Annotated in this window: 16 protein-coding genes and 1 pseudogene; 10 read left to right on the forward strand and 7 right to left on the reverse strand. The window is 62.7% G+C overall.

From position 1 onward, the window contains the following. Positions 1 to 323: 323 nt before the first annotated feature. From ACNJX9_RS23050 to ACNJX9_RS23060, 3 genes are all read left to right on the forward strand, one after another. Positions 324 to 4,088 (forward strand): vitamin B12-dependent ribonucleotide reductase, encoded by a 3,765-nt coding sequence (locus ACNJX9_RS23050; RefSeq protein WP_439404311.1) that lies wholly within the window; start codon positions 324 to 326, stop codon positions 4,086 to 4,088. A gap of 223 nt (positions 4,089 to 4,311) precedes the next feature. Beyond that, positions 4,312 to 6,048, forward strand: coding sequence for an AAA family ATPase (locus tag ACNJX9_RS23055; RefSeq protein WP_439404313.1), 1,737 nt, complete (start codon positions 4,312 to 4,314; stop codon positions 6,046 to 6,048). Between the two features lie 259 nt (positions 6,049 to 6,307). Beyond that, positions 6,308 to 7,372: a hypothetical protein gene (locus ACNJX9_RS23060; protein WP_439404315.1), complete on the forward strand. Its 1,065-nt coding sequence runs from the start codon at positions 6,308 to 6,310 to the stop codon at positions 7,370 to 7,372. Between the two features lie 685 nt (positions 7,373 to 8,057). Here the strand turns inward: ACNJX9_RS23060 and ACNJX9_RS23065 are convergent. After that, positions 8,058 to 8,351, reverse strand: coding sequence for an HdeA/HdeB family chaperone (locus tag ACNJX9_RS23065; RefSeq protein ID WP_083514079.1), 294 nt, complete (start codon positions 8,349 to 8,351; stop codon positions 8,058 to 8,060). A gap of 386 nt (positions 8,352 to 8,737) precedes the next feature. Here ACNJX9_RS23065 and ACNJX9_RS23070 point away from each other — a divergent pair, with 386 nt between their 5' ends. Further along, complete coding sequence (locus ACNJX9_RS23070) at positions 8,738 to 9,241, forward strand: ParB N-terminal domain-containing protein (protein ID WP_439410113.1); 504 nt, start codon at positions 8,738 to 8,740, stop codon at positions 9,239 to 9,241. 315 nt (positions 9,242 to 9,556) lie between these two features. Here ACNJX9_RS23070 and ACNJX9_RS23075 read toward each other — a convergent pair whose 3' ends face one another. After that, positions 9,557 to 9,826 (reverse strand): hypothetical protein, encoded by a 270-nt coding sequence (locus ACNJX9_RS23075; protein WP_439404317.1) that lies wholly within the window; start codon positions 9,824 to 9,826, stop codon positions 9,557 to 9,559. 226 nt (positions 9,827 to 10,052) lie between these two features. Continuing rightward, a pseudogene (locus tag ACNJX9_RS23080) lies at positions 10,053 to 10,866 on the reverse strand (FkbM family methyltransferase). A gap of 243 nt (positions 10,867 to 11,109) precedes the next feature. Here ACNJX9_RS23080 and ACNJX9_RS23085 point away from each other — a divergent pair. From ACNJX9_RS23085 to ACNJX9_RS23095, 3 genes are all read left to right on the forward strand, one after another. Continuing rightward, on the forward strand, positions 11,110 to 11,937 hold the full coding sequence (locus ACNJX9_RS23085; protein ID WP_439404319.1) for a PhzF family phenazine biosynthesis protein: 828 nt from the start codon (positions 11,110 to 11,112) through the stop codon (positions 11,935 to 11,937). A gap of 279 nt (positions 11,938 to 12,216) precedes the next feature. Next, positions 12,217 to 12,567 carry a zinc ribbon domain-containing protein YjdM gene (locus ACNJX9_RS23090; RefSeq protein ID WP_057757619.1) on the forward strand — a complete coding sequence of 117 codons (351 nt, stop codon included), beginning with the start codon at positions 12,217 to 12,219 and terminating at the stop codon, positions 12,565 to 12,567. Positions 12,568 to 12,639: 72 nt separating this feature from the next. Continuing rightward, positions 12,640 to 12,909 carry a hypothetical protein gene (locus ACNJX9_RS23095; protein WP_057758985.1) on the forward strand — a complete coding sequence of 90 codons (270 nt, stop codon included), beginning with the start codon at positions 12,640 to 12,642 and terminating at the stop codon, positions 12,907 to 12,909. 21 nt (positions 12,910 to 12,930) lie between these two features. On the opposite strand, the gene ACNJX9_RS23100 is transcribed toward ACNJX9_RS23095, so the two are convergent. Then, the gene (locus tag ACNJX9_RS23100) at positions 12,931 to 13,077 is read right to left on the reverse strand and encodes a hypothetical protein (RefSeq protein WP_167354016.1); all 147 of its coding nucleotides are present in this window, start codon (positions 13,075 to 13,077) and stop codon (positions 12,931 to 12,933) included. A gap of 355 nt (positions 13,078 to 13,432) precedes the next feature. Here ACNJX9_RS23100 and ACNJX9_RS23105 point away from each other — a divergent pair, with 355 nt between their 5' ends. Then, a complete protein-coding gene (locus ACNJX9_RS23105; RefSeq protein ID WP_439404321.1) occupies positions 13,433 to 14,788 on the forward strand; it encodes a hypothetical protein in 1,356 nt (451 codons plus the stop codon). Between the two features lie 8 nt (positions 14,789 to 14,796). Here the strand turns inward: ACNJX9_RS23105 and pdxY are convergent, their stop codons facing one another. Further along, positions 14,797 to 15,609, reverse strand: a complete 813-nt coding sequence (gene pdxY / locus ACNJX9_RS23110; RefSeq protein ID WP_057757627.1) for a pyridoxal kinase — start codon at positions 15,607 to 15,609, stop codon at positions 14,797 to 14,799. A gap of 52 nt (positions 15,610 to 15,661) precedes the next feature. Further along, complete coding sequence (locus tag ACNJX9_RS23115; RefSeq protein WP_271602920.1) at positions 15,662 to 16,306, reverse strand: TetR family transcriptional regulator; 645 nt, start codon at positions 16,304 to 16,306, stop codon at positions 15,662 to 15,664. A 97-nt stretch (positions 16,307 to 16,403) separates the two neighbouring features. On the opposite strand from ACNJX9_RS23115, the gene ACNJX9_RS23120 reads away from it, so the two are divergent. Beyond that, the gene (locus ACNJX9_RS23120) at positions 16,404 to 17,069 is read left to right on the forward strand and encodes an O-methyltransferase (RefSeq protein WP_439404324.1); all 666 of its coding nucleotides are present in this window, start codon (positions 16,404 to 16,406) and stop codon (positions 17,067 to 17,069) included. Positions 17,070 to 17,266: 197 nt separating this feature from the next. Next, positions 17,267 to 17,611 carry a DMT family transporter gene (locus ACNJX9_RS23125; protein WP_439404326.1) on the forward strand — a complete coding sequence of 115 codons (345 nt, stop codon included), beginning with the start codon at positions 17,267 to 17,269 and terminating at the stop codon, positions 17,609 to 17,611. 132 nt (positions 17,612 to 17,743) lie between these two features. Here the strand turns inward: ACNJX9_RS23125 and ACNJX9_RS23130 are convergent, their stop codons facing one another. Beyond that, the gene (locus ACNJX9_RS23130) at positions 17,744 to 18,079 is read right to left on the reverse strand and encodes a hypothetical protein (protein ID WP_439404328.1); all 336 of its coding nucleotides are present in this window, start codon (positions 18,077 to 18,079) and stop codon (positions 17,744 to 17,746) included. Positions 18,080 to 18,108: the final 29 nt, after the last annotated feature.

Consider the following 18,108-nt stretch of genomic DNA (forward strand, 5'->3'; position numbering starts at 1 on the left):
CAGAACGGGCCGGCAACAGGCTCGGATGGCAGATTTCACGCTCGGGCCAGCTGGCACATGCGTGAAGTGAGACGAAGTGAAGTTGTGGGGCGTTTGAACGCATGTCGGGCTCATCCCTTTGGGGCGGATGGGCCTGGGCATGCCGGCGGATGATCGGTGCGCGCATCGAGGAGTCACGTCGGGAGAAACTGGGCCGGATCCACCGGCTGAACTGCGGTGCCCAAGGGCCGATGAGGCCCTGAAGGAAACGCGAAATGAAATGTCGAGCCGGACGCCTTCAACGAGAGGCGGATCCGGCTCAAGATTAAGGACGGGGCAAGACCATGCGGATTGAGCGGCGCCACACTACTTCGGGACAATCACCTTATGCGGGAATCGAATTCCGCCTCACCACGTCGGAGATCAGGAATCCCGACGGCTCGGTCGTGTTCAAAATGGACGGCGTCGAGGTCCCGGCCGCATGGTCGCAGGTCGCCTCCGACGTGCTCGCCCAGAAATATTTCCGCAAAGCCGGCGTTGCCGCGCGCCTGAAGAAGGTCGAGGAGGAATCCGTCCCGTCCTTCCTGTGGCGCTCCGTGCCCGATACCGAGGCGCTGGCGGCTCTCCCCGAGAAGGAACGCTATGTCAGCGAGATCTCGTCAAAGCAGGTGTTCGACCGCCTCGCCGGCTGCTGGACCTATTGGGGCTGGAAGGGCGGCTATTTCTCGTCGGACGAAGACGCCCAGACCTTCTACGACGAGCTCCGCTACATGCTCGCCATGCAGATGGTCGCGCCGAACTCGCCGCAATGGTTCAACACCGGCCTGCATTGGGCCTATGGCATCGACGGCCCCGGCCAGGGCCACTATTACGTCGACCCCTTCACGGCTAAGCTGACCAAGTCCAAGTCCGCCTACGAGCATCCGCAGCCGCACGCCTGCTTCATCCAGGGCGTCGGTGACGACCTCGTCAACGAGGGCGGCATCATGGACCTCTGGGTCCGCGAAGCCCGCCTGTTCAAGTATGGCTCCGGCACCGGCTCCAACTTCTCCCGCCTGCGCGGCGAAGGCGAGAAGCTGTCCGGCGGCGGCCGCTCGTCCGGCCTGATGAGCTTCCTCAAGATCGGTGACCGCGCCGCCGGCGCCATCAAGAGCGGCGGCACCACGCGCAGGGCCGCCAAGATGGTCGTCGTCGACGTCGATCACCCCGATATCGAGACCTATATCGACTGGAAGGTGAAGGAGGAGCAGAAGGTTGCGGCCCTCGTCACCGGCTCCAAGATCAACCAGAAGCACCTCAAGGCGGTGCTGAAGGCCTGCGTCAACTGCGAAGGCTCGGGCGACGATTGCTTCGACCCCGAGAAGAACCCTGCCCTGCGCCGCGAGATCAAGCTCGCCCGCCGCAGCCTCGTGCCTGACAATTACATCAAGCGCGTCATCCAGTTCGCCAAGCAGGGCTACAAGGACATCCAGTTCGACACCTACGACACCGACTGGGACAGCGAAGCCTATCTCACGGTGTCGGGCCAGAACTCCAACAACTCGGTCTCGCTGAAGGACGATTTCCTGCGCGCCGTGGAAACCGACGGTGACTGGAATCTGAATGCCCGCACCTCGAAGAAGGTGACGAAGACGCTGAAGGCACGCGACCTCTGGGAAAAGATCGGCTACGCCGCCTGGGCGTCGGCCGACCCGGGCCTGCACTTCAATACCACCATGAACGACTGGCACACCTGCAAGGCCTCAGGCGACATCCGCGCCTCGAACCCGTGCTCGGAATACATGTTCCTGGACGACACGGCCTGTAACCTGGCCTCCGCCAACCTCTTGACCTTCTACAACACCGAGACAAAACAGTTCGACGTGAAGGGCTACGAGCATCTCTGCCAGCTCTGGACCATCGTGCTCGAAATCTCGGTGATGATGGCGCAGTTCCCGTCGAAGGCGATCGCCGAGCTCTCCTACGAGTTCCGCACGCTCGGCCTCGGCTACGCCAATATCGGCGGCCTGCTGATGACCATGGGCCTGTCCTATGACAGCAAGGAAGGCCGTGCGCTCTGCGGCGCGCTGACTGCTGTGATGACCGGCATCACCTACAAGACCTCGGCTGAGATGGCGGCCGAGCTCGGCACCTTCCCCGGCTACAAGAAGAACGCCGCGCACATGCTGCGCGTTATCAGGAACCACCGCCGCGCCGCGCATGGTGAGTCCTCCGGCTACGAGGCGCTCAGCGTCAACCCGGTGCCGCTCGACCACGCCTCGTGCCCGCAACAAGACATCGTCGCCCATGCCAAGGCGGCCTGGGATGCGGCGCTCGAGCTCGGCGAGAAGCACGGCTATCGCAACGCCCAGACCACCGTCATCGCGCCCACCGGCACGATCGGCCTCGTCATGGACTGCGACACCACCGGCATCGAGCCCGACTTCGCGCTGGTGAAATTCAAGAAGCTCGCCGGCGGCGGCTACTTCAAGATCATCAACCGCGCGGTGCCCGCGGCGCTGCGCGCGCTCGGCTATCGCGAGAGCGAGATCGCGGAGATCGAAGCCTACGCCGTCGGCCACGGCTCGCTGTCGAATTCGCCCGGCATCAACGCCTCGACCCTGAAGGCCAAAGGCTTCACCGATGAAGCCATCGCCAAGGTCGAGAAGGCGCTGCCGACCGCCTTCGACATCAAGTTCGCCTTCAACAAGTGGACCTTTGGCGAGGATTTCATCCGCGACCAGCTCGGCATCGGTGCTGAAGCCATTGCGGCCCCCGGCTTCGACCTGCTCCAGGCCGTCGGCTTCACCAAGCGCGAGATCGAGGCGGCCAACGTCCACATCTGCGGCGCCATGACGGTCGAAGGTGCCCCGCACCTCAAGGCCGAGCACTATCCGGTGTTCGACTGCGCCAATCCCTGCGGCAAGATCGGCAAGCGTTATCTGTCGGTCGAGAGCCACATCCGCATGATGGCGGCGGCGCAGCCCTTCATCTCGGGTGCGATCTCCAAGACCATCAACATGCCGAACGACGCCACGGTGGAGGACTGCAAGTCCGCCTACATGCTGTCGTGGAAGCTGGCCTTGAAGGCCAACGCGCTCTATCGCGACGGCTCCAAGCTCAGCCAGCCGCTCAACTCGCAGCTCATCAGCGACGACGAGGACGAGGACGATGCGGTCGACCATCTCTACGAGAAGCCGATGGCGGCGCGTGCCGCCCAGGTCTCGGAGAAGATCGTCGAGAAGCTGGTCGAGCGCATCATCGTGATGCGCGAGCGCGAGAAGATGCCGGACCGCCGCAAGGGTTACACCCAGAAGGCAGTCGTCGGCGGCCACAAGGTGTACTTGCGCACCGGCGAATATGACGATGGCCGTCTCGGCGAGATCTTCATCGACATGCACAAGGAAGGCGCCGCGCTCCGCTCCTTCATCAACAACTTCGCCATCGCCGTGTCGCTCGGCCTGCAATACGGCGTGCCGCTCGATGAATATGTCGACGCCTTCACCTTCACCCGCTTCGAGCCGGCGGGCCCCGTGCAGGGCAACGACAGCATCAAATACGCGACCTCGATCCTCGACTATGTCTTCCGCGAGCTGGCGGTGAGCTACCTTTCTCGCTTCGACCTCGCCCATGTCGATCCCAACGAGACCGGCTTTGACGCGCTCGGCAAGGGCGTCGAGGAAGGCAAGGAGCCGGACGAGGACGGCGGTCACCACGCCACCAAGCTGGTCTCGCGCGGCCTCACCCGCTCGCGGACCGACAATTTGGTCGTGATGCGCGGCGGCAGCGCCGCGATCGCCCAAGGCAACGACAGCGCTCCGTCAGGCGGCAGCAAGATCACGGCGCTGGCCCACGGCGCCTCCCGCGTCGGCGACGCCATCGAAGGCGCCGTCGCCCTCAAGCAGGAAGCCAGCCACGACCTCTCGCCCACCGAGAAGCTCGAGGCCCTGCAGTGGAGCAAGGCCGGCAGCGCCGCGACCGCCACCCCCACCAAGGCCGAGCGCCGCGCGGAGGCCAAGGCCAAGGGCTACGAGGGCGAGATGTGCTCAGAGTGCGGCAACTTCACGCTGGTGCGGAATGGCACCTGCATGAAGTGCGATACGTGCGGAAGCACGACGGGGTGTTCGTGAGAGGTCTTAGATCCCACCAGCTAAGAATCGTAAAGGCCGCCCGAACGGGCGGCCTTTAACTTAGCGCTGGGCTCCTCCACAACCGCGAGCCGAACCTCGCCTGATTGGTAGCCGTATAACTAGCCGATGTTACTCCCACGGTGGGATCGACTTCAGGCACCATCCTAAAGCAGGGCTTGCAGCCTCTAATTGTGCTCGATAATTCAGCCGAACGGGAGGGGCCATGCAAATCTCATCTATAACAATTGAGAATTTCAAACGAGTAAAGCACGTCGACCTTAGCTTGGCTGACGTCACGATTCTTATCGGCGGAAACAACTCAGGCAAATTGTCGGTCTTGCAGGGCATCCATTTCGCCATAACAACCTTGCAGTCGGCAAGATCGGCCAGCCTCTCGCCCAACAAACCAATAAATACCCTTGGCTTTGAACAACTGATCTTCAAGCCGGCTAGCGATCCGATGAAGCTGCACCACGCAGCGGATATGAACACATCGCGTGGGCCAGCATTCACATTTGACTATTCCACGCCAGCAGCACCAGATAGCCCCAAGACGTTTAGCCTCACGATGCGTCGGGGGAAGAACGCCAACCTTAGTCTCGCCTTCCAACACAACAACTACTTTTATGGTCAGGCCTCTGATCGAAGTCATCCACTATCAGTATTCGTACCAGGCCTTGCTGGTGTAGCCCTACGAGAAGAACGTCGCACTGACGCCATCGTAGCCGCCGGCTTGGCACAAGGAGATGCGAATTTATACCTGCGCAACATACTGCTCCGCTTACTTGATGACCCCCCACGACTGAAACAATTTCACGCCATTATCGGTGAGCTCTTTGAAGGATTGAAGATCCAATCAGGTTACGACGAACGCGTACACCAGCACATAGAGATTCTTGTTAGGGTCGGAGATCAACTTTCCCCGTTGGAGCTGGTAGGTACCGGCACGCTTCAGGCGCTACAGCTGGTCGCGTATGCAACCGCCTACGATCCAGCCTTGCTGCTGCTAGATGAACCAGACGCACATCTTCATCCTTCGAACCAGAGACTCCTTGCAGCCACCTTGCTGAAGATTGCCGAGCAAGGCAAAACGAAAGTTGTTCTGGCCACCCATTCTCGCCACATCTTCGACGCTCTTACAAAATCAGAACTCACAAAGGTCGTATGGCTCAAGAGTGGCGCCCGACAGGATACGACTGACAATGACGACCTCTCGATCCTACTAGATCTCGGAGCGCTCGATAGCTTTGAGTTTCTTGCAGGAGACAAGTCTCGTGTCGTTGTCCTGACGGAAGATTCCAAATCTCAAAAGCTCGACAAGCTTCTGCTCGCCAATGGTTTTCCGGCGGGCGGATATTTCATCCAGCCGTTCAACGGCGTTCAAAACATCAATATGTGCTCCGCAATCGCGGAATTCTTTATCAAGCAAGGAAACAATACTTACGTCCTAATTCACCGTGACAGCGACTGTATGTTGCCCGATGAAATCGAATGGTTCGTCGAGAAGGAGCAGAAGAAGCTTCCAGAAAGAACCACGCTTTTCTTAACGCCTCTTACAGACGTCGAGCATCAATTCTGCAAACCCGACCACGTTTCGGCAGCGCTCGCCATGTCAGGCGAAGCGGCTACCAATCTGATCGAAAGCATCATCGTTTCCAATGCTGCGAAATTTGCGATGGAGTTCGCGCAGAAACGAGCTGATCTGAAAACGAAGGCTCTGCGAGGCAAAGAAGGAGTACCGTCTGCGACGGACCTTGCAAAAGAACGCGTCTCCTTTGAACAGACAAAGGGAAAGGTATTATGGGGACAGCTGCATAAAGAGCTATCTGCCTCTCATCAAAATCCGATGCTGCTACTTACGACTCCCACACCGGCACTAGAGATTGAGGAGCTTCGCACTTTTGCAAATGCCGTTTGGCCCACCACGACAATGGAGTCCACGGTCGGGCAACATGGTTAGCCCTCAGCCCGTAGGTTGGGTTAGCGCAGCGTAACCCACCTCTTCGCTTTCCGAGCGGGTCAAAGTTGGTGGGTTACGCCTTCGGCTAACCCACCCTACGCGCTACAGTTCGCCGTTGGGCCTCGATCCCCCCGACCCACCTCCGCCCCGCCATAATTTCTCCTTTGCCCGCGCGTTGTGTTGGACGACGGCGAGGCCTATCCTTGCAGCGATCGGACTGCCGCACTCCCATTGACCCGACTGGATGGAGCGCGCATCGGTGCCTGAAGCTGACGACCCCAAGCCTGACAGCGAAAAGCCTGACAGCGAAAAACCTGCGACCCAAAAGCCTGACGCCCCCAAGCCGAACGAGGCGCGGGCCGATGGGCTGGCGCGGGCCTTTGATCAGATCAAGAGCGCCGGGGAAGATCTTGCGCGGCTCGACCGGCTGGTTTCGGGAATGGAACACGATGCCCCGCGAGCCTCGACGGCAAGTGCCGGTGCGAAAGCGGCCGAGACTCCCCCGTACGAGGCTCCCAAGTACGGGGCGACCGATAGCAACGTTCGCGCGCGAGGCCTGAAGGGAGATCGGCCGATGCTGCGTGCTTTGGTTGGCCTCGTGCTCGCGATCGGCATTCTCGGTGCCGCCTTCGCTTCGCAGTATCGCGATGAGGTCAAATCGATCAGCAAGTCGATCATGGCACGATGGGTTCCGCCGGCCACAAGCCAACCCCAGCAGGCAGCCGCGGTTGAAAGTCCGGCGCAGCCGCCGGCCGTGCTACTGGCTGCTGCCGATCAGCCGACTTCGATCCCCGCGCCGCCGGTCGGCAAGGAAACGGAAAGCACTCCAAGACCTGACGCACAACCTGATGCTCCAAAACCTGATGTTCCAAGACCTGACGCTCAAAGTCCTGACGCTTCAAAAACCGGCACCACAGCGCCTGACCAGTCGTCGTCCGATCTCGCGCAATCGCTCAAGACCATCACAGGCGAGCTTGCGAGCATCAATGGAAAGCTCGAGCAACTGAGGAGCCGCAACGAGCAGGCGCTGCGCGAGCAGGCCGACACCATTCAGCAGCTCAAGGCGGCGCAGGAGAAGGACGCGGCTGAAAATGCGCGCCTCGCTGCGCAGGTCCAGGCGCTACAAACGCAATTGCAAACGCAAGTGACGTCATCATCCGCATCTGCACCCACGAAACCCGCCATGCGGAGCGTGATGAACAACGAGACGGCTGCACCTGCACGTCCGCACGTGCAAGCTGCGCCACCCCGGCGGCCGAGGCCTCCGCCGCGAGGACCCTGGATGCCCCCGCCCTATATGGACTACGGCGATCCGTATTGGTGAGCCCGCAGGGCGCGTGATTGCGCACGGCGGCGAGAACGCCGTACAGCCCGGATGTCGCTCACGCTCCACCCGGGCTTTCTGCTCCTCACCCCTCATCATTCGCCACCACATCTCGACGCGCCTGTCGTGCAGCCCGCCTGGCCGCCCTTCTCGTAACCCAGCGCGCGCGAAACTGCTTGGCGGCACGAAAAGTTCGCGGCGCCACGACCTGAAAGGCTATTGAGGCCATCCCGGCGACCACTCCTTTGACCACGTCGAAAGCGAAATCGGGTCCAAAATAATCCCACATGACCCTGCCTCCTTCTCGCGAAGGCTCCGCCGGACGGACTGGGCAAATTGCGAACATGAAAAAGCCCCGTCCGTCACCGGCGGGGCCCTCGGGAAACTCTCTGTGCGCTCTGGTCAGCGCACACGAAATCTCTCGGTACACCCGCTCATGGTGGACTCAATGAACCAGCTGCAAAGCATGGCCGTGCGATAAAAAACGCCCATGGCGATCACCCCAAAATTTCGAAATGCGATGGCGTCAGGTGCGCAATGCCAAATGCGCGCATGAGAGGCCTGTTGGCGGCAGATAAACAGACTGGACGGCCGCCGTCTGTGGCGTAATTCACATCTGCGGTGCGACTTTTTTGCGGCGCGGTTGAGCGAAGCGGCTCCCGTCGGCGCGAGGCGCCACTCTCTCCTATTTCGCAGCCCCAACCGCGTCCATCAGCGGCATGTCGCGATGAGATTCGCAGAACCGCGCGAGCTTGTTGCCGTTTCGCTCCACGGCCTGCACGTCGACGACCGGATTGTTCTGGCGACCCGCGTAGAAGCCGGCCAGCCAGACGTTCACGGTCCGCGTATGGGTGATGCGCTGGGTGAGATATTGATCGCAGCTGATCTTGGAAACATCGATCGTCACCTGGGCATCGGCCTGCGCGACCATCAGGACCACGGTTGGAATTGCGGCGAAGGTCGCTTTTGACAAAAACATGATCTCTCCTCTCGACTGATGCCGCGAGGTTCACGTCCTGTCGCGCCATCGTCTTGATTCAGATCAACGAGCCATCCTTCAGCGAAGCGCGCAGCGCGTAGGGTGGCTTAGCCCTGCAGATGCGCGCAGCGCTTCTGCTCGGCGTAACCCACCTCTTTATTCCCCGCAGCGACAAGATCGGTGGGTTACGCCGCGCGATCTGCGCTTCGCGCAATCGCACGGCTAACCCCACCCTACGCGCCGTCACCTTCATGCGCACGAAGTTCGCGCGTGCAATTCCGGCAGCCTCGCCTCTCGAAAAGCCTTTGCGACGGCACGTTTCACCTCTACAACTCCCATCCCACCGGATTTGCAACGGAACCGGTCAGACGCGCGGAGGAGAAGCTATGTCCAAGCCGGAAAGCTTCCCGATCGAGAAGATCTTCGTTCCGACGAAGCGGAAGAAGGACATCAAGCCCGAGGTCGTCGCAGAGATCGCGGAAAGCATGTTGGACATCGGGCAGCAGGCCCCCATCTCCGTCCGGACCGAGGGAGACCGCCTCGTCCTGGTCGAGGGATTGCATCGGCTGGAGGCCTGCAAGGCGCTCGGCGAGACCACCATCCTCGGTGTCGTGGTTGCCCCCGAGCTGGCGCAACACAGAAAGCTGTTGTCCGAACGACCCGAAGTCGAGGCGGAACGCCTCAAGATGGCGCGATTGAAACAGCTGCGTCTCGAGCGGGAGGCCGCGGAAGCGTCGAAGCGCGTCCATGAAACGGAAGCGCCGCGCGCCCGTCCGACGCAAGGCGCCCGCGACAACCCGAAGGCATCACCCAGCCGGGCTGCGAAATCACCACCGAAAACATTGTCGGACTGGATCACGCAGCAAAAGAGCAGCGGCGGCCGCTATTGATGGCCGGCCGCCCGCTTACGCGATGGGGCGGCCATCCCGGTGCCGTAGGGTGGGCAAAGGCGCAAAGCGCCGTGCCCACGCTCCCTCTCTCGGTCACATCAAATTCGTCGGCACGCGGAGCCTGTCATCGGGCGCGCATTCGCGCGACCCGGTGGCTTTGCCCACCCTACGCAACCGTTCGCGCGGCTCTCAGACTGCTCACGAAATCAAGTAGCCCGGATGGAGCGCAGCGTAATCCGGGAAATTGCCGGCCACCGGTCCCGGATTGCGCTTCGCTCCATCCGGCCACGGCAACTCACGTCTGCGTGCCTCGGCCTACCACCAATACGGCCAACGCCATCCCTCATAGCGAACATAGGACGGCACAAACGGCGGACCATACGGATCGACCTTGTCGTCTTCGGGCCGATAACGATAGCGCGGCACGACATTGTAATCCCACGGCGTCGGCCTCAGCACGGGCGCCGTCACGATGAGCCGCTCCTGCGGAACGGCGACGACCTTCCGTGTGCGGGCTTCCGCGCCGGACGCCCCAAGCAGCACCAGCGCCGTTCCGAGCGCACAAGCGACAGTCATGATCTTCATGCGTTGATCTCCTTTGCCGCCGAGAGTGCGCAAGGACGCCAGCCAAGGCAAGTCAATTCATCGCGGCTAGGCGAAGTGCCGTAGGGTGGGCAAAGGCGCCCTTGCGCCGTGCCCACGATCTCCCTCGGTCACATCAAATGCGTGGGCACGCGTCCGCCTACGCTCTGCGAGCTTCGGCGGACGCTTTGCCCACCCTACCGCAGCTCCACCAGACCCTCGTTTTCCCCTAAGCCGCGCGGGTTTGCGGGCTGGCATTGATCTCCTTCAGGCACGGATCGCTCTGATGGATGGCGAGAATGTTGATGCCGAGCGTCATCAGCTGGTAGCCGACGTCCACGAGCCATTGCTCGAGCTGCTTCAGATCCGTCTTGATCTTTCTCGATCAGCAGGATCGGGCGATAGCTCTTGATCGTCTCGCGCGCCCCGGCGAGCGCCTCCATCTCCATGCCCTCGATGTCGATCTTGATGAAATCGACCCGCGGCAAATTGAGCTCGTCCAGCGTCATCTTGCGCACCAGCACCGTGTTATTGGTGTAGTCGATCAGCTGACCGATGAATTCATTGCTGGGGCGCGGGCGCAGCTCCAGGCTGCCGAAGCTCGACGGCGTGAAATAGTTCGGGTTCGGCACCTGCATCGTGCCTGCCTCCGACGACACCGCCGCGTGCACCGCCAGCGCGTTGAAGCAGTTGTTGATGGCGATGTTGCCGGTCAGCGCATAGTAGATCCGCTCCTGCGCCTCGATCGCGATCACCGAGCCCCAGCCGGTCATGGCGGATGCCCATTCGATCGTGTGCACGCCGATATTGGCGCCGCAGTCGATCGCGATGAGGCCGTCGCCATGGTGCTTGCGCCGCAACGCCAAAAGCTCCAGCGCGATCTTGACCTCGCCGGGATCGAACGCCGCCGCTTCCAGGATCTGATAGCCGACGCCGTAACCGCGGTCGGGGCCGACCATGCGATAGTCGAAGCGGTTGACGATCATGGTGCCGTGGTTGGACGAGGCCATGACAAAGGCCAGCTTTTGCCCCGCGATCGGCATTTGCAGAATCTCCTCAAGATGAGTGCGGATGCCGTTATCACAAGGCCGGCTTATGCGAGGCTTGCCCCGATAGCAGTTGCGGGCGTAGTGCCGTAGGGTGGGCAAAGGCGCAACGCGCCGTGCCCACCATCTCTCTCGATCGCAAAGAATGCGTGGGCACGCTTCCGCCTTCGCTGTTCGAGCTACGGCGGACAAGTCGCTTTGCCCACCCTACGAAGCCCGCGCAAGACCAGGAATCACCTCATGACGGTCCTCCGCATCTCCGCCTTCTCCGACGGCATCAGGGGCGGCAATCCCGCCGGCGTCTGGATCGGCGACGCCCTGCCCGATGCGGCTGCCATGCAGGCGATCGCGGCCGAAATCGGCTTCTCCGAGACGGCCTTTGCCGCGCCCGAAGGCGAAGCCTGGCGCGTCCGCTATTTCTCGCCTGTCATGGAGGTGCCGTTCTGCGGCCACGCCACCATCGCGCTCGGTGCCGCGCTCGCGCATCGCTTCGGTGACCGGACGTTCGAATTGCATCTGAATGCTTCAGTGATCTCCGTGTCGGGCCGGCGCGACGGCAGCACCGTCGCGGCCGCGCTGCAATCGCCGCCGACGCGCAGCGCGCTGCTCGATCCTGGCTTGCGCGATGAACTGCTCGACCTGTTCGGCTACGCAAGCTCCGATCTCGACCCAAAGCTTCCGCCGGCAAAAATCCACGGCGGCGCCGACCATGCCCTGCTGGCGTTGCGATCGCGCGAGGCGCTGGCGCGCATGGCCTATGATTTCGAGCGCGGCCGCGCGCTGATGGCGCGGGAAGGCCTCATCACCATCGCGCTGGTGCACGTGGAGACGCCGCGCCTGTTCCACGTGCGCAATGCCTTTGCCGCCGGCGGCGTGGTCGAGGATCCCGCCACGGGCGCGGCCGCCGCCGCGTTCGCCGGCTATCTGCGCGACATCGGCTGGCCGCATGGCGGCGCCATCGACATCATCCAGGGCGAAGACATGGGCGCGCGCTCGCTGATCCGCGCCGAGATCGGGCCGGCCAAAGGCAGCTCGATCCTGATATCGGGCACGGCGCGGTTCATGTAAGCCGCAACCGTAGCCCGGATGGAGCGCAGCGAAATCCGGGAGGGGCGCGGCTTGGGACAAAACCCCGGATTGCGCTGCGCTCCATCCGGGCTACAGCCGCCGCGCCGTCGCAGCTGCCCACCCTGCCATCCTACGCCTGTTTTGCCCGACGGATCAACAAATATTCTGCATTACCGAAATCGGAAAAGTCGTAGCCGTTTCTACTGTGCATGGGGTTGTTTTCGCGAAAATTGACCTGCATCAAGACATCGGACCCGATTCCCCGCCAAGAGCCTGCCCATGACCTCCTCGACACACTGCCCCGCCTGCCGCTCCGAACACGCCTATCAGGATCGCGATCTCTGGATCTGCCCGGAGTGCGGCCATGAATGGAGCCCGCTTCCCGGCGCCACCGCGGAGGCGCCTGATGAGGCCGGCGTGCGCGACGCCCATGGCAATGTTCTGGCCGATGGCGACAGCGTCATCGTGATGAAGGACCTCAAGGTCAAGGGCTCGTCCTCGGTCGTCAAGGGCGGCACCAAGGTCCGCAACATCCGTCTGCAGGACGCCACCGACGGCCACAACATCGCCTGCAAGATCGACGGCATCGGCGCCATGAACCTGAAGTCGGAGTTCGTGAAGAAGGCCTGAGGCGGACCCCCCTGGCGTTCTCGGCCGGCGGATTTGATGCTAAGCTCCGCCCGGCTGGCGGAGGAGCGCATCATGACAATCTTTCGACGAATCCTGCTGACATCTGCGGCACAAGTGCTGCTGCTTGGCGCGGTCACCGCGGCCAGCGCCGACGGCCTCTGCGGTCCCGGCTGCCACACCAGCATGTTCGGCGCCTGCGTCGTCGATGGCTGGGAGACCGGCGCGCGGGTCCGGAATGAATGTCCTGTCACGACGCGCCCACGCCCGCCCTGCGGCGGACCGGACTATGTCTGGAGCCCGCGCAAGCAGGCCTGCTTTCCCCGGGTGAAAGACTGGCTCTGACGCGCCTGTCGTCGACTGCGCTCAGAAGAAGCCGGGGCTTAGATCGAGCCCGTAGGTCAGGCTGAGCACGAATACGAACAGCGCGGCAGCTGCGAACATCGCGAGATGCCGGACAATGAACTCACGCGGCGAGGTGGCTGCAACAACGACTTTCTGCGCAACGGGCATGACGGCTCCATTATGAAAAATGATTCTTGGCCGCCAATATGCGGCGCGCGCATCAAGCGCCGCGATCAGCAAAACAACTATTAAGCAGATCACACTCGTTTTGAACCGCGGTACACACGTCGCGCGCGACCAGACATTTTTGCGCGGAGGAATTCTCAGTCAGCGCATCGAGACGCAACGCCCCGGCGCCACGGGAACCTCGGGGAACCCGAGTTGCATTTGCGCAACACCGGCTTGAAAAGCCTGATCTGCGAGATTTGCGCCATTGCGCTGCCACATCATCTCTCAAACAATTGAGCCGCCGCGTACTTTTCTGTGCAATCTGGTTCGTTCGCGAACCTCGGAGGCAGGGATCATGAATGATCGGCAGTCTCTTCTTGTGGCTGTTGCGTGCCCCTCGGCCGTGATGGTCGGCTGGCTGGCGCTCTCCCTTTCTGCTTATGCCCCCGCCTTGATCGAGAACAGCGGCGCCAATGCAGCCGCCGTCTCCCGCGCCAAAGATCTCACCCGTCTCGAGCTTGCGGACATCCCGCGCGCCGCAACGATCGACGATGGTATCGCGCTGACCGCCGACATCGCCGCGGCTGCCACGCCGCGCCTGGCGGTCATCGAACCGCCGCCGCCCGAAGCACCCGCCCCCGCCGTCCAACTCGCCTCGGCCGATCCGACCGAGGTCCTGCCTGCAGCCTCGCCCGCGCCGCAGATCGCGCCCGAACCAGCCCCCGTCGCCAACGAAGCTGCGGCCGTCATCAACGAAACTGCGGCCGTTACCAACGGTGCCGCGTCCACCGCGAATGAGGCTGCACCCGCGGCCGAGCCCGCAATCAAGCTCGCCTCTGCCGATCCCGGCGACGTCGTGCCGCAGGAGACGCTGTCGCCCGCCGCCATCGCGAGCGGGCCCGTGCCCGAGAGCAAGGCCTCGCCGTCTGCCGACACGGTGGCCGTGCTCGACGAATGCTTCTCGATGGATGCCTGCATCGACCGCTATCTCTGGGCGCTTTATCAGCGCACGCCGAAGGAAGACTCGATCAAGGTCGAGGACCGCCGTGCCGTCACCATCAAGCGCAGGGGCAAGATGGTCACCGTGATGCGCAGCTTCACGAAGCTCGTCGACGAGGATTTTGCCTGGAAGGATCCGAAGGCGGCCGAGCACGCCAAGATGCCGCTGATGGATTACGTCATCGGCGGCATGGACAAGAGCTTCAAGCAGAAGCTGTTCCGCATGCTGCTTGCTGCGGAAGCTGCCGGTCTGTCGCCCGGCATCACCAGCGCGTTCCGTGACGATTACCGCCAGGAGATTGCGAGCGGCCTGAAGGCGGCGTCCAACCGCTCCTATCACGGCGGCAGCCTTCGCGGTGGCTACGGCCACGGCCTCGCAGCAGACATCGTCAGCACCAAGGGCAACAACCGCGCGCAGCGTTGGACCTCGACGGAAGTGCTGTGGAAATGGGTCGACGCCAACGGCAAGGCGCTCGGCATCGGTCGGCCCTATCTCGACCACGATCCGCCGCATGTCGGCCCGATCGATGGCCCGGAATATATCTCCAAGCGCGGCATCGCGACCGACCGCAAAGAGGCCGCCAACACCAAATCGAAAAAGGCGCGCGTTGTGGCGAGCGCCAAGCGCTCCAAGGCGCAGGCCGCACGCGAGCAGAAGGCTTCTGCAAAACCGCAAAAATCGGCGCAATCGGCCGGGAAGCGGACGACTTGATCCGGACCTCAAGTGCCTGATGCGGGCAGCGGCACGAGACGCATCTCCGCCGATCCTGCCGCTTGCGTACGAACGAGCACGGCAAAAATAGTTTCGACCGCAAGCCGCACCGCCGCCTCGATCGCCGTGCCCTTGGCAAGACGCGCCGCGATCAGGCCGGTCAGGAGATCGCCGGTGCCATAGGGGCGGATCGGCAGGCGCGGCTTTGCAAAGCGCGACAATTGCCCGTCGGCACACAGGATCGTCTCCACCTGCCCCGCTTGCGTGTCCGCTAGCGTGCAGCCGGTGGCGACGACGTCGATCCGGCGTTGCCCTGCAAGCGCGGCCGCTGCTGCGCGCAGGCCCTCGGTATCAGCAATCTTGACGCCGGAGAGCAGCTCGAGCTCGAACTGGTTCGGCGTGATCAGGTGCGCCGCCGGCACCAGGCGGTGCCGTACCACATCGAGGATTCCGTCGGCGACATAAACGCGATCGTCGTCGCCGATCACGGGATCGCAGAGATAGACCAGCCTGGAATTGCGCGCCAGCGCCCGCTCGACGAAATCGGCGATGACGACGGCGTTGTCGGGTGAGCCGAGATAGCCGGTGACGAGCACGGCGGCCTCATCGACGAGGCCTCGTTCCTCGACGCCCCTCAGCAGATCGGCGACCAGCTCGGCGTCAAGCACCCGCCCGCGCAAGGTCGGGTAACGCGGATGGTTCGACAGCAGCGTCGTCGGCACCGCGGCGACGTTCACGCCCTCGGCCTGCATGGCGTGAACCGCCGCGCTGTTGCCGACATGGCCGTGGACGACCTGGCTTTGAATCGAAATGACGAGCATGCAAGAGCTCCGTAAGATCAAAAGCCTGAGGTGGCAAGTGCACCCACGGATGTCAGGAATGACCTCCGCGGTGCGCAAGCTCGTTGAGGTAGGCGCAGAACATGTCGGCCAGCCCGTCGGCGTGACGGATGATCTCCGCCTCGCTGCGTGATGTCTCCGAGAAGCGCTTGCCAATTTCAGTCAGCGTCGTCTTGATCAGCTCCCCGGCGAGCTCGCGCGTTGCCTCCGGCGCGTTTGGCAGCGCGTCGCGCATGAAGGCCGCGACGATGCCCTTGCCCGCCGCGCGCGCCTCCTGCGCCTCGGGCGCATCGCGATAGAGTGGCGCGGCATCGCTGAGCGCGCCGCGGATCGCAGCCTCCTCGCATTCCGAGCGAATGAAGGCGTGCACCAGGGCGCGCAGCCGCGCCGGTGGCGGCCTCGTCCCATCAGCCAAAATGCCGCGCAGAAGCTCGCTCGTGCTGCGCCATTCGTCGCTTTGCAGGCGGAACAGGATCGCTGCCTTGTTGGGAAAATATTGATAGAGCGAGCCAACGCTCACCCCGGCCCTGTCAGCCACCCGCGCGGTGGTGAAGCGCTGTGCGCCCTCCTTCGCCAGAACCTGAACCGCGGCATCGAGAATCGCCGCAACGAGCTCGTTGGAGCGCGCCTGTTGCGGCTGTTTTCTTGAGGAAACTGAACGGCTTCGACGATCGGCCACAACGCTTCCAGGGGAATGCGAATAGGAAATGCGATGCATTAGTCGTATTTCAGTTCGCACGCAAGCACGCGCCCTGCCCTGAACCTGGAGATACCAAATGACCACCCCGACAATCATATCGCTGGCACCGCTGCTGGATCGTCTGTTCGACCAGGACGAAGCAGCGCGCGGCGACCTGCGAGCCGCCTTCGCCGGTGTGACTGACGCCGAACGCGTCACGATGATGCGAAGCAAGACGGGTTACCGCGACCTCTACGCCCGCCTGAAGGACGCACCACTCGCCGTCTCGCGCGAGACGGGCAGCCTGCTGTACATGCTGGCGCGCAGCGCGCGCGCCAGGATGATCGTCGAATTCGGCACCTCGTTCGGCATCTCGGCCCTGCATTTGGCTGCAGCCTTGCGCGACAATGGTGGCGGACGCCTCATCACCAGCGAATTCGAACCATCCAAGGCCACGCGTGCCCGCGATAATCTCAGCGACGGCGGGCTGATTGATCTGGTCGAAATCCGCGAAGGTGATGCGCTGAAGACGCTGAGCGTCGATTTACCCGAGCAGATCGATCTCGTGCTGCTCGACGGCGCCAAGGCGCTCTATCCAGAAATCCTCGATCTGGTCGAGGATCGCTTGAGGCCGGGCGCGATCATCGTGGCCGACAATGCCGACGACAGCCCCGATTATCTGGCGCGCGTGCGCGCGCTCGGCAGCGGCTACATGTCCACACCCTTCGCAGAGGATGTTGAGCTCTCCGTGCGGATCATTTAGAACCGCATCGAACATATCGCGCATCCCGGAGCCGCCGTACGATTCGTCGCGCGGTGGCTTGGTGTCGTCGGCCGCGGAGGCCTTCAGGCTCGCCTTGTCGCAGGCTCGTCATTCACACGTGATAGCTGCTCTCGACACAACAGCCATGTTGCGCGTGCCGAACATAGGCATCTTTCCCGCGCACGCTCGAGATCGCAATGATGTCCGCTTTCACCTCCTATGCTGCGCTTGCCCTCGCCATCGTGTTCGAAGTGACGGCATCGGCCTTTTTGCAGCAGTCAGCGCAGTTCACGCGGTCGTGGCCGACACTGGCAATGGTGCTGTTCTATGTCGCCTCGTTTTATGCGCTGTCGGTCGCGATCCGGGTGATCCCCTTGAGCATCGCCTATGCGATCTGGGGCGGGGTCGGCGTTATCCTGACCGCCACCGTCTCGTTCGTGCTGTTCCGCCAGATGCTGGACGCCGCAGCGTTCGTCGGCATCGTCCTGATCGTCTCAGGCGTCGTCGTCATCAACCTGTTCTCCCAGACCACGGCGCATTGATGCCGGCGAATCGAAATGGTGAAACACCCCCCTTGGTAACGCCGGCGGCGGACAGACCCGCATCAACGCCAATCTGCGCGCCGTGCACGACCGCCTCATCGCACAGACCTATCAGCGCCAGTACTCAGGCGACTATTGGCCCTGCACGGCAGGCTTGGGCGGACGCTGTTTGGATTTTGCTGACTTGGATCCGGGCTTCGCCGCAGGGCCCGGAGGCGGCGTGTCGAGTGACACCAGATAGGCCGCGAGCGCCTTCGCCGTATCCGGGCCGGCCGAATAATGATCTTGAAGGAACCAGGACAGCGTCAGGGTGTAGCGCCCCTTGGCAAGCCCGCGGGGGCTGCGATGGCAGGTCGCGCAGCCGTCGGCGAACAGCTTTTCGGGCGATTTGCCGGCATCGAGATTTTGCGCGGAGACAAACGGCGTCGTCAGCACCGCGGCGGCCGCGGCAAAGATTCCAAGAATCATCAGAGGCGCGATGACCTCGCGCCCCGGTC

The sequence above is a fragment of the Bradyrhizobium sp. BLXBL-03 genome, assembly GCF_051853015.1.
GTDB lineage: Bacteria > Pseudomonadota > Alphaproteobacteria > Rhizobiales > Xanthobacteraceae > Bradyrhizobium > Bradyrhizobium manausense.